The organism is Desulfosporosinus cupriresistens (genome assembly GCF_001707885.1).
GTDB lineage: Bacteria > Bacillota > Desulfitobacteriia > Desulfitobacteriales > Desulfitobacteriaceae > Desulfosporosinus.
The window spans coordinates 17,564-30,253 of record NZ_MASS01000016.1 but is presented as its reverse complement, the minus strand read 5'-3'; the positions used below and the strand labels follow the sequence as shown (position 1 = coordinate 30,253).

Here is a 12,690-nt window from a genome sequence, read left to right as displayed (position 1 = left end):
TGGTTCAATAATTCTGTAGATTATATATCCGTTAATTAAATTTATAGACTTTACGAGCAATGTTATATAAGCCAATGGTAATTTTGTTGCCGGAATTTCCAGGTAGGTTTGCAACCATTCTCAAAAACCTACTGATCGCATGTCGGTACAGACCATTGTCGCTACTAATAAGGAAAGCCCAAAGTTCTTTCTCTTTCTCATTGTCTTCCTTTGTGCCGGAAATTCTCAAGAAAACTGTGCAAATTGTCATCATAATAGCTAAATGGCTAAGCATATAGCTGGACAACTTTTTACTTGATATGCTACCAGGGAGGTTATGACAACCTATCAATATGCGCGTTACCAGGAGTTGCTGGTCAATTCTTTTTAGCATTACGCTTTCATTGACAGATTGATCTTCCCGCCCGATAAAATAATGGTAAAGATCTACATCCAGATAGTAGATTGTTTTCACAAAAGGCAGTGGCTGGTAGGCAAAAATATTGTCTACATAAAAGGTGTGTTTTGGCAATACAAGACCACATTTGTGAAGCAGTTGTGTTTTGTAAATCAATGAATGCATTAGAAGATATTTCCACGGGGGGAACTTCCTCATCTCATCCCAAAAAAATATCTTATTGCAAGGAAAGACATTATTATAATTAATTACGTGCCTGGTCCCTTCCTGCAACTTTTCATAGACATAGTTGCAGACCATCATATCAGGAGCGGAGTTAGCACTTACTAAAGTTTTAAGAGTTTTCAGTACCTGAATCATACCCGGGCCATCGATCCAGTCATCTGAATCGACAACTTTAAAATAAAGACCGGAAGCGTTTTTTAAGCCAGCATTGACTGCTTCGCCATGTCCGCCGTTTTCTTGATGGATCACCCGTATTATATCAGGGTATCGCACGGCATATTTATCCGCGATTTTTCCGGTTTCGTCGGTAGAACCGTCATTTACAATAATAACTTCCGCATCATTGCCGCACGGAAGAAGTGAATCAATGCAGCGCTCAATATAAGCCGCTGAATTGTAGCATGGTATGGCAAATGTAATTATTCTCAATCTGTGTGCTCCGTTCTGCTGCTTTAATTGGCATAAAAAGTAATTAACTAAATTAATCACAATAGTAAGACGTCAACAAGCTCCAAGACCTTCTTAACTATAGCGTCCATGTTGTAATATTTGTACTCTGCAAGCCGGCCCATTAAGTGCAGTTGTGGAAATTCGTCCGTAAGCTTCCGATATCGCTCATAAAGGGTGAGATTTTCAAGCGTTTGGATCGGGTAATAGGGGGTCTCGCTGTCGGTACCCATATATGCCCGTGGATATTCTTTAACTATAGTAGTTCGTCCGTCTAGAGCTTGTCCGGTGAGGTGCTTGAATTCGGTTATCCGGGTATATTCTTGGTCAACAGGATAATTCACAGTCCCCTTGGACTGGTACCATGTGGTATTGAGGGTTTCAAAAACAAAATCCAAAGTCCGGTACGGCAGGCGTCCGTATCGGCAGTTAAACAGTTCGTCTGTCGCTCCAGAGTATAGTACAGTGCCGTTGAACGGGCAACCGTCAAAAAATATTTTTCCTGATTCCAGCCGGAGTAGTTTGTGTGCATCAGAATTAAGACGGAGCTCAATATTGGGATGATTTAACATGCGCTCGAAAAGTGAAGTATAGCTCTGGGCAGGGATACCTTGATAGGTATCCTGAAAGTAGCGGTTATCATAGGAGATAAATACAGGGACGCGCGCGGTAACCAAAGAATCGATTTCGTCGGGAGCCAGTCCCCATTGCTTTTGAGTGTAATAGCGAAATATGTTGTCATATATGAAATCTGCGATTTGTGCAAGTTCTGCATCGGGCTGTCGACGCAGATCCAATATGGGCACCTTGCTGCCAAAGCCATAGATGTCGATCAGTTTTTGCTCTATACGCCCTGCTTTGCTAGGCTCAAAGGCTAAATGGAGGGAATTAAGATTAAAAGGAATGGGCAGAAGCTGCCCGTAGATATTGCCAACTACCTCGTGAGAGTAATTCCGCCACTGTGTGAACCGGGATAGATAATCGAATACCCTTTTGCAGTTCGTATGAAAGATATGGGGACCATAGCGATGTACTAAAATTCCGTTTTCGTCCATAAAATCACAGGCATTCCCACCTATATAGTCATGCTTTTCAAGGATTAGTACTTTTTTACCTGCCCGTTCCGCCAGTTCACGCGCTATAACTGTGCCTGCCATGCCGCAGCCTACGACTAGACAATCATACATTTCGATTTTTTTCATGTTTATTCTACCTTACATCTTATATTATTATCATTTAACACAATGACTGCGAGTTATATACAAGAACCGGAATTATATCAAAACTTTACGCAAGCCTTTAATGTTGTTTTTCCTCCACTATTATAATCTCTTCAATGAAAAATTTGAAGACTCTTATTTTCTTCGTTTCCTTTCAATTATTAGATTCATTAGTTTGCTGTTTAACTTTTCTTATGTGGTACCAGGTAGATGCAATTAAAACTAATGTAAAAAAGGCAACACCAGTGTTCTTGCTCATAATTAATCCCAATCATATACCCTCTCTCTATATCCTTATATCTAACAAATTAGCATAGTTATCTTAAAAACAGCTTAAAAACAGCTTAAATTTCATACTAATCACCTGGCCTAATAGATTGATCGAAGGGACTACGGTTAATCTATTAGGCGTAAATACTTGGAGAAGAATGGGATATTAACCTCTAGCTTCAACAGTGATAAAAGAGAAAGAGAGTAATTAATTTTCCTTTGGTAACCGAATTGTAAAAGCGGTTTCTTTTCCCGGAATACTAGAGACTTTAATGGTGCCTTTATGCTTTTTAACAATCCAATTTGCAATAGAAAGACCAAGCCCTGTACCCTCTATACTTTTAGCTCTGGCCTTATCAATTCGATAAAAGCGCTCAAAGATTTTATCTAAATGTTGTTCTTCGATTCCTTCGCCGGTATCAGATACTAAAATATCTACATCATTACCGACAACCCACATTTTTAATCTAACTTCACCATTAATTGGAGTGTGTTTAATGGCATTGTCAACTAGAATAAGTATGAGTTGGCTTATTCTTTTTTCATCCCCATAAAAGTCCACTTCTGGCTCAACCTCAATCTTTAATTCAATACCTTTGTTGTTTGCCATAGGTATAAACGGCTTGACGACCTGATTAATAGCTCTGTCTAAGGAGAAATTACTTCTTTCAAGTAACTGTTGTTCAGAATCAACTCTGGCCAAGAACAATAAGTCTTCCACTAGTCTAGTCATATGAGACACTTCAATCTTTATATTTGTTAACCATTCTTCCTGTTCTTCTACGGTTTCTTTCGGATTGCCCATCACCAATTCAAGGTTTGTTTGGATTACTGCCAAGGGAGTGCGTAATTCGTGCGAGGCATCTGCTACAAAATCTTTTTGCCTTTGCCAAGACTTTCTAATCGGAATTAATGCTCTATTGGCTAAGTATAGGCTAGAGTAAAACGCTAATCCTAAGCAGATAAGACCAGTTATAAAAAGAGCTGCCAGTAAAAATTTAAGAACCATTAGTTCTCTATTTAGACCTACAGAAACGATCAGTAAACCTTGTTGTTGTTTTTGAGGGACTTTGAGAAAGGTAAAAGAGAGATCGTGCCAATCAAAATCCCCTTTACTACTTTTCTTTCTTAGAATCCCTTCAGCGAACTCACTTAGTTCCTTTGGACCGAAGTGTGGGTTCGTTGAAAAGGCTTGCGTAATTTCGCCAGATTCCTTTATCTTAATATAAAAATAATCTGCCTTATCAAACTGTTCCAGTTGTTGCGCTGAACTGGACTCAATGGCAGTTGCGATATTTTGTACTAATTGTTCCGATTGGTTGAAAATTTGATGTTCCATAAGAAAATAGGTACTTATGACAAATAGCATTAAGAGAATGGTCATAATTATAATGTTTGATAAGGTAAGCCTTAATCTCAAAGAATCGAATAGCTTATCGCCTTTAAATATATATTTTAGTCTCAACGAGCTAAACTTTTTAATCGCTTTAAACAATAACCTACACCCCGAATCGTTTCTATTGAACAATTTTTAAATGAAATAAAACTAATTTTTTTCCGTAAATAGTAGATATATACTTCAACATTAGATAACTCTACGTCAGAGTCTAATCCCCAAACCCGATCTAGGATTTGTTCCTTGGATATCACCTGAGAAGGATTACGCATGAAAAGTTCAAGTAATAACGATTCCTTATAGGTGAGCTTAACGTTATTCGTTCCGTCCGTTACCTCACAACCAAGAGGGTCAAGTACCAGGCCAAATACCTCAACTCTGTCCCCAGTTATTTTAACTCCTTTTCTTCTGGACAATGCTCTTATACGGGCCATCAATTCATCCGTCGAAAATGGTTTTATTAGGTAGTCATCGGCACCGGCATCAAGCCCATCGATTCGATCTTCGACGGAATCTTTGGCTGTTAATAGGATTATAGGAGTCATAATCCCTTTATTTCTAAGTTCCTTTAAAACCTCTACTCCCTCTTTATAAGGAAGCATCCTATCTAGAACAATTAAATCATATACACCAGTTTCGGCCATTGCTTGACCTGTCTCCCCGTCATAGGCTAGGTCAACACCGTAATTATTTTTTCTCAGAATATAAGCTAAGGGGCCTACTAACCTTTGTTCATCATCGACTAGTAATAACCTCATTAAAATCACCTCCTAATAATCTTAACCTACTTTTCTTTAAATTTCTTTAAAAAGTGGTTATCTTTTCTAAGGTAAATTAGATAGCATTCTGTATAGATAGGTAGTCATTCAATAACGAAATCACATATTTATAATCTGAGTAGGCCTTTACAACATTATGTTACTATCTCAAAATAGTAGCCCATTCCTATCTGAATCAGGAATGGGCTATACGCATCACTTGTTTAAACCATTCTTAAGTCAAACAAACCTATCGCTTCTGTTTTTATTCTTTTACTTTTAAGCGAGTGGTTAGGGAAAACCTACAAGTCTTAAGTTTATCATACTTATGGTTTCCCGGAGCATTATTAATTATCTTGCGCAAAATAAATTACCAGAATCTGAGGTAATTAATTTTCATGTATGGAAAAATGCACAGTTGGAAGTCGCTTGTAGCAAGAGCTCCGAGTTTGGATGAAAATTTAGAACAATTTTGTAGGACCAGCTTCGTCCGTAGGAACATATTCGTAGGGTATTACGAAAGAACAGGATGGATTTCCGAGACAAGTAAAATTAGAAAAATAAAAAACCCGGGGATACCGGGTTCTTTATCAAAGACTTTTAAGACTTTTAAGACTTTTAAACCTTTTAACATAAAGAGTTACAAAAACTTATTTGCTTTGAATAAATATCGGATTAGAATAGAACCACAGGTCAGCATAAGCCTTGTTCTCATTATTATCACCCATCAGACTGTCCACAAGGGGGTTGCCCTCTGCATCGGTTTCATTCAGTGTATTTGGTGCTAGATTTGTACCCCTCAGGCGGAAATACTGATTTTTCTCAACATTTTTCAAGTTATAAACAATTACGTTCCATCCGTTATCCTTTTTCCAGGACTTGCTGTCAAAGCTTGCGATTACCTTCGAGGATTCATTTGTATCTTTGGTGTATTCATCAGTACCGGGCTGAGCTTTACCGGTTACATCACCGGCAATCAGGTCTATGTGGCTAACAACGGGCTTATCTCCATTATTGTTTACTTCCGGGCTTTTGAAGCGGATTGTGATTTGGGCGTTGTCCCCCTTTTCAACTTCTAGGTCTTGCCCCATCACAGCTACGTTGTTTTTGCTGCTGATACTGAAATCAAGGGCATTGATCAGGTCGCCATGAACAGCAAAGGAGTTGCCGGAGCGTAGGCTTGCAACTACTGATTTGGGATCATCGCCTTTGAGCAAGGAGTAGGTCTTACAATATTCACCTGGCCAGAAATCGCCAGCTTCATTGTGAAAATCGGAGTTAACAAAGTTCCAGAAATGGCGGCCTTCACCGAGGAGTGCGTCCCAAAGACCTCCAACTTTAGCGATCATGTAGTCGGCACCGCCATATGTCCTAGCCTTGTAGGTATTGCTGCCAAAATTATTGCCAAAACCACCCCTGTTAGCTTCCTTCTGATGACCGGGCAGTCCTTCAAAGCCAAAGGCAACATCAGGAGCAGCGTTGTTAAAATCACGAATGTCAGCTATAGAATACTTTTGTTGCCGCGAAGGGTGGGCGAGAACAAAATAGCTGCTGTCGGGGTAGTTATCCTCCAGCCATTTTGCACCATCTACGGCACTTTGTGCGGTAGTATTGTCTTTAGTTAGCCCTTCGCTGGCCCTACTGGTGTCTTTGTCGTTTTGATCAAATATGTACTCAAACTTACTGATCGCAGTTGGCTCATCGGCTGCAATACCGACACTAGCATGCTCATGAGTAGGAACATTCCATTCAAGTCCCTGGAGCAGGATCTTGTCATTATATTGTTTTCTTGCTGCCTGAATAATCGGGTAAGAGTAATCCTTCAATGTTGCCCAGCGCCATAAATAATATTTGCTATCGGTACTCAATAAAGCGTTTGGAGTATCCATAGTAAATTGGCTTCCGTTTGCATCTCTGGAGAAAGCGCCCCCATGCTCGGAGTTAGTAAACCAATCCAGTCCATATTGAGTAAAAGCGTGATTCAGAACATCTGCCTCTGTTTTACTTCCGTCCGTCAGATAAGTATGATTGTGAAAATCTCCAGCCACCCATTTTCCATCTTTTGAAACATTAGAATTACTGTTAGCGAAAGCTAATGAGCCGGTAACGAGGCAAAAGGCCATAGTCGAAACTAGGGAAAATACCGTGAGTCTGTGGTTTCTTTTCATTAGTTAATTAATCCCCTTTCTTTATTACAACTCTTTTCCAAGTTTGGATAATAGTATTATAAAAGATGAATGTAAATTTAATATAAATATCATGTAAAAAATTGTTAAATAAATGTTAGTTTCTGTAAAGATAAAAATCTCAGGTGGCCTCATATATGTTTCTTGATGTTCTTTCAAACCCCTACGCGCACTCTCCCCAACAGGCTGATTACTCCACACCACCTGCGCAATCAACCCTTCCTTACCGAACCTTTTGCGGTACTTGATATGAAGCAGTAGGGCGGTGCCTTCTGCGTGCAATTAGCTAATGCTTCTAAACGCCTTTAAACTAGAGGCGTTAATTTTATGCCTGAAACGAAAGGGAGAAAAGAAACTGCAATTAGTGAGTACCACCATTCAAAGAATCTAATTATCAACGATTTTGTAAAGAAGGCTGATATAATTTTGCGCAAGAGAGATTTTTGCATTGATATTCACACAAGATGCGGTTATAATAAGAACATAGGTTCTGTAAACAAAATATACGTACTGGAGAATCGGCATAATAAAGGCCCAGTGTTCCGGAACAAACTCATACATATGGGAGGATGAACCGAGTGCATCAAGGGAAATTGGGCGATGTGTCGTTGTGTGGAGGTGTAATAGTGCCAAAAGTAACAGTTATTTGTTATCTTTCTTCCTTATTGTTCTATAGAATGGGCTATTCGAAAATGTTAGTCCTCAATTCGGGACATGCAAATACTTATAACTATACTATTTATGTATCTCAAGCAACGGCTTACTTTGTTTTAACAATCTTCTTAACTGTAATCGGATCTCTTTTATTTTACATTCAGACTAATAATAATCATAAAATTATTGAAATTAAAAGCATCAAATATAGAATTAAAGCAAGTAAACAATCGAATAATAGAAGGCTAGTGAGTACCTCTGAGGTAAAATCCCGATTATCACAGTCTGAGTATGGCGTTAATCTAGACAAGAGGATGTCCTCCTAAGATGAACAAGTCCGAAATTTCGAATGGTTGATCAGCATAGAGAATTTGAGCAATAACAAGTTAGGCAGATTATATTTTTAACTAAAAACAATAATTTGCCGATAATAACACCGAAATGGGCATATCACACAAGCCTGATTTCGGTGTTTTTTCTCTTATTCCAGAATAGCATTCGAAATTCTAAGCTGGCCAATAATCTTTATAAGCTAGATGTACTGTCAACCACGCGAAATTGGAAAACAAGTGCTCCCTGTTAGCTGGCCAGGTGCAGGTAATTTTTATTAATTGATATTCACCCAGAATCTAGTTATAATTAGGAATATAAGTTAGTAAAATTTATCCAATAAAAGTACTGCGACAAACACCGTATCAGTTCGGTCTGACTACGGTGTTTCTGACGTATGGGTGTTAACTCGTGGCTATGATATGACGCTAACGAGCTGCAAATCTTCAGAATCCCTGCTGAACAGAGATGTCTAAAATATGATCACTGCAAGTCAACGGAAACCATAAATGCTGAGCTGGTTTACAGGTTGAGACCCTTAATAGAAGGAGGTGCTCAGGGTGAGTAAACCCAAATGGACTGCGGAACAACGTGCCGCCATCACATTACGAGGCCAAGTCATGGTCGCCGCTGCGGCTGGTTCAGGCAAGACGGCGGTGCTTGTCGAACGGTTAATCCATCGCATCACACATCCTGAAGAACCCGAGGATGTGGATCGTTTTCTTGTTGTAACCTTTACTAAAGCGGCAGCGAATGAGATGCGAGAACGTATTGGTAAAGCCTTGGACGATGCTTTATTTCATGAACAAGAAACACGAGAAGTCAAGCGTCTCCTCCAGCAACGCGCCCTTCTGCATGGGGCAAGCATTACAACATTGCATTCTTTCTGCTTAGAGTTAATCCGCAAGTATTTCTACCAACTGGATCTTGATCCATCGTTTCGGGTTGCAGATCAAGCAGAAGCTGACCTTCTGCGCCAAGATGTAATTGAAGAACTCTTTGAAACGAGGTATGAATGTGCTGACCCGGACTTCTTGAAACTCGTCGATGCCTTCGGATCAGATCGTGATGATCAACCATTGATGGACCATATATTGCGTCTTTTCGAGTTTGCTTATAGTCAACCCTACCCGGCGGTTTGGTTAAGTGAACTTGATAGGGCTTATATATGGGATGATATTGATTCCTTGATGCAGAGCGTTTGGGGGCAAGCCATTCGCCAGGGACTACTCGACCTAGCGAGTGAAAGTATTCACTTACTAGAACGGGCAGAACAAATTGCTCAACTTCCAGGAGGTCCTAACCTTTATGCTGCGACCTTACAAGATGATCTGAACCGAGTTCAGTTATTAAATAGGGCTTTAATTGAAGGGAATTGGACTCAGGTCGAAGCACAGCTCCAAGCCGTTGTCAATTTTCCGAAGCTGCCGGCCATACGCTCTAAAACTAAGAAAAATTCTGTTGACAAAACCGACGAACTCTTCCAGAAGTCGTTCCAAGAAGAATGCAAGAAGTTAAGGGATGAGGCCAAAAAGAAACTTAATTCTTTAAATAAAGATGTTTTTGCTTTTCCTCTTGGAGAACAGCTTCCTGCCTTACGTGGAATGGGCACTATGGCCCACACACTTGGCAGTTTAGTGAGTGAATTTTCACAAGTCTATGGGACCGCAAAAGCACAACGTAACATCTTAGACTTTACCGACTTAGAGCATTTCGCCCTTCAATTACTGGAGGAAAACGGTGAGGCTTCTGTGATTGCTCAAGGATTAAAAAAATATTTTGCGGAAGTTTTGGTGGATGAGTATCAGGATATTAATCCTGTCCAAGAGCGTATCTTGCAACTGGTATCTAGGCAGGAGGAATCCCCCAATCTCTTTATGGTTGGAGATGTTAAGCAAAGTATTTATCGTTTTCGCATGGCCGACCCCAGCTTATTTCTCATCAAATATAGTACCCTGCCGCATTGGCACCCTGGAATGCCTGACAACACGACTCCTTCGGAGATCGTAATTGATCTGAATCGCAATTTCCGGAGTCGTCTTGAAGTAGTGGAGGGGGTTAACTTTTTATTCCGCCAGATTATGACCAAAGGGGCAGGGGAGATCCCCTATGATGATCAAGCAGCCTTACAATATGGCGCATCCTTTGTTTTGGGACAGGATCAAATTCACACGGCTGAAGGGCCGATAGAAATCCACCTCATTGACCCTAAAAGTATAAGAAACCAGCTGAACATTCCTTCCTTAGATGAGAATCCAGCAACTTTGCAGGCGAGGGAAGATCAAAGCGGAGAGAATGACCCAGAATCTGGCCCTACGGAAAGCGCCTCAGCTAATGACGATGAATTATCTTCTGGAACCGAAGAACTTATCTCCCCAGAAGATCTCGACAAGGCTCGAATCGAAGCGCGTCTTGTCAGTAAACGCATTCAGCACATGGTGCAAGGGGCTGAATTCCAAGTATATGATAAAGGCAATCAGAAATTTCGCCCAGTACGTTATTCGGATATTGTCATCTTAATGCGCTCATACTCAGCCGTGGCGCCTATCTACGTCGAAGAATTCCAAAGCGCCGATATCCCCGTTTATGCTGAAACGACCACAGGTTACTTCGGAGCCAGTGAAGTGGAAACGATGTTGTCTCTGCTCAAAATCATCGATAATCCACGCTTGGATATTTCTTTAGCTGCGGTCCTTCGCTCTCCACTTGTCAACCTCAATGGGAGTGAGTTAGGGAAAATCCGAATGATGCTCCCGGAAGGTGACTTCTATGAAGCGTTAACCCTTGCAGTCTGGGCTGGCATAGCCGATGAAGATTTGCAGTCAGAGAAAATCAATAATTTTAAACAAATCTTAGTTCTCTATGAAGAATCTCTAGCAATTCACTTGGAAAAAGCACGTGAAGTATTAGCCACAGCGCCAGGGATGAAGGATAAAATCACAGATTTCTGGGTCAAACTTCAAAGCTGGCGAACACGTTCCCGTTGTTCATCACTGGCTGATCTGCTTTGGTCTCTTTATGAAGAAACAGGGTATTTGGCATATGTCGGAACCCTACCAGCTGGGGTGCAACGTCAGGCTAACTTACGAGTACTCTATGATCGTGCCAGTCGCTTTGAGGCAACAAGGTACCGAGGATTGTTCCGTTTCCTACGCTTTCTGGAGCGGTTCCAAGGGCAAGGTAAAGATCTGGGGAATGCCCGCGCTTTGGGAGAAAACGAAGATGTCATTCGTCTAATCACGGTTCATGCCAGTAAGGGGTTGGAGTTCCCGATTGTGTTCGTGGTAGGTCTCGGTCGCACCTTCAACACCCAAAGCCTCAGAGGAAAGGTGCTCCTTCACTCAAAATTAGGCATAGGTATGCCCATCATTGATGTCGAAAACTATGTTCGCTATCCTTCTCTAATCCAGTACGCAGTTAAGCAACAATTGGCTCAAGAATCTTTGGCTGAAGAGTTACGCATTCTCTACGTCGCTCTAACTCGTGCTAAAGAACGATTGCTCCTCTATGGCAACCTAGATAACTTGGATAATACCCTTCACAAATGGCAACGTTCTGCCCAATGGGAAGGAGTCTCCTTGCCGGACGGGCAACTCCGGAGCGCCAAATGCTTTCTGGATTGGATCGGCCCAGCTTTAGCTCGCCATCCTGAACATTTCTTCGGTGAAGCAGAGGGACAGTCGGCCTTGTCTATTCCGGAGATTAATTCGCGGTGGGAAATCCATATTCATCGAAACTTAACATCGGTCAAGGACGAGAGCCTGGAAGATTGCACAGCGAATGACACCGCAGCTATGCTTGTTGAGAACATTGATGAACAGCTAAGTGATTCTACTGACGATAATACTGTCGAGCTATGGTTTACCGAAGTCAACCGACGACTAAGTTGGCAGTATCCACACCTCCATTCAGTTCGTCAGGTAGCAAAAACCAGTGTCAGTGAACTGAAACGTCAATACAACTGGCAGACAAACGAAGAGGCATCACTACTTTCAACGCTTTGGCAAAGCTCTGATTCGATGAAACGACCAAAATTTCTACAAATGGCTCAACCATTAACCGCGGCAGAACGAGGAACCGCTTTACACGCTGTGATGCAACACATTCCATTTAAAGAATGGGCGAATCCTTGGCCAACCTTGTCTCAGGCAGAACAGTTTAGTTACGTCATTGAATTTTTAAGTATGCTTGAACAGCGTGAAGTTATCAACGCAGAGCAAAAAAACAGTATCCAACCCTTACTGATTGTCCAGTTTCTGGGCACCACACTGGGACAACGGCTCTTTAGTTCAGAACAAATACTTCGAGAGGTTCCTTTTACCTTAACTGTTCCATCCGAGGCCCAAACAAATATCTTGGTTCAAGGCGTCATTGACGTTGTACTTATCAGCAAAAATGATCAACTGGAATTTCAAGCGGAAATTATCGACTATAAGACGGATTCGTTTGCTAAGGCAAGCCGAGAAAACAGTTCAGACACCGCAGATTACCAAGATAGTGAAACAAATCCTGAGCAGATCTTGCGCAACAGGTATGCCTTCCAACTTTCGCTATATGCCTTAGCAATAGAGAACCTCCTTAAAATAACGGTCACTCGTAGTACTCTTTATTCATTTAGCCTTGGCCGCGAAATTTCTATTCCCGATAAACTTCGCGGTGATATTCAAGTACCTAGTTATTCTTACTAAAACTATAAAAAGTTGCGATTTAACCGTTTTGTATTTTTTTATAATATTTTGTTATTTAAAAAGGATTTTTGATTTATATGGCGAATTAAACATTCAAGGTATCTTTGTGATTGTTGTAA

General features: G+C 40.9%; 6 protein-coding genes. 1 reads left to right on the top strand and 5 read right to left on the bottom strand.

Going from position 1 to position 12,690, the window contains the following annotated elements; translation table 11 throughout:
* Positions 1 to 31 precede the first annotated feature (31 nt).
* The 5 genes from DSBG_RS08585 to DSBG_RS08565 all read right to left on the bottom strand — a co-directional run bounded on the left by DSBG_RS08585 (position 32) and on the right by DSBG_RS08565 (position 6,881).
* Positions 32 to 1,051, bottom strand: coding sequence for a glycosyltransferase family 2 protein (locus DSBG_RS08585; protein ID WP_068963775.1), 1,020 nt, complete (start codon positions 1,049 to 1,051; stop codon positions 32 to 34).
* 56 nt (positions 1,052 to 1,107) lie between these two features.
* Positions 1,108 to 2,271, bottom strand: a complete 1,164-nt coding sequence (gene glf, locus DSBG_RS08580; protein WP_068963732.1) for a UDP-galactopyranose mutase — start codon at positions 2,269 to 2,271, stop codon at positions 1,108 to 1,110.
* Positions 2,272 to 2,767: 496 nt separating this feature from the next.
* Positions 2,768 to 4,054 carry a sensor histidine kinase gene (locus tag DSBG_RS08575; protein WP_176716228.1) on the bottom strand — a complete coding sequence of 429 codons (1,287 nt, stop codon included), beginning with the start codon at positions 4,052 to 4,054 and terminating at the stop codon, positions 2,768 to 2,770.
* A complete protein-coding gene (locus tag DSBG_RS08570; protein ID WP_068963731.1) occupies positions 4,021 to 4,713 on the bottom strand; it encodes a response regulator transcription factor in 693 nt (230 codons plus the stop codon). The genes DSBG_RS08575 and DSBG_RS08570 overlap by 34 nt, the downstream gene beginning before the upstream one ends.
* A gap of 650 nt (positions 4,714 to 5,363) precedes the next feature.
* Positions 5,364 to 6,881 carry a CehA/McbA family metallohydrolase domain-containing protein gene (locus DSBG_RS08565; protein ID WP_068963730.1) on the bottom strand — a complete coding sequence of 506 codons (1,518 nt, stop codon included), beginning with the start codon at positions 6,879 to 6,881 and terminating at the stop codon, positions 5,364 to 5,366.
* Between the two features lie 1,562 nt (positions 6,882 to 8,443).
* Between DSBG_RS08565 and DSBG_RS08545 the strand changes: the two genes are divergently transcribed.
* Entirely contained in the window at positions 8,444 to 12,571 is a 4,128-nt protein-coding gene (locus tag DSBG_RS08545) for a UvrD-helicase domain-containing protein (protein WP_068963726.1), read from the top strand.
* The last annotated feature ends 119 nt before the right edge of the window (positions 12,572 to 12,690 follow it).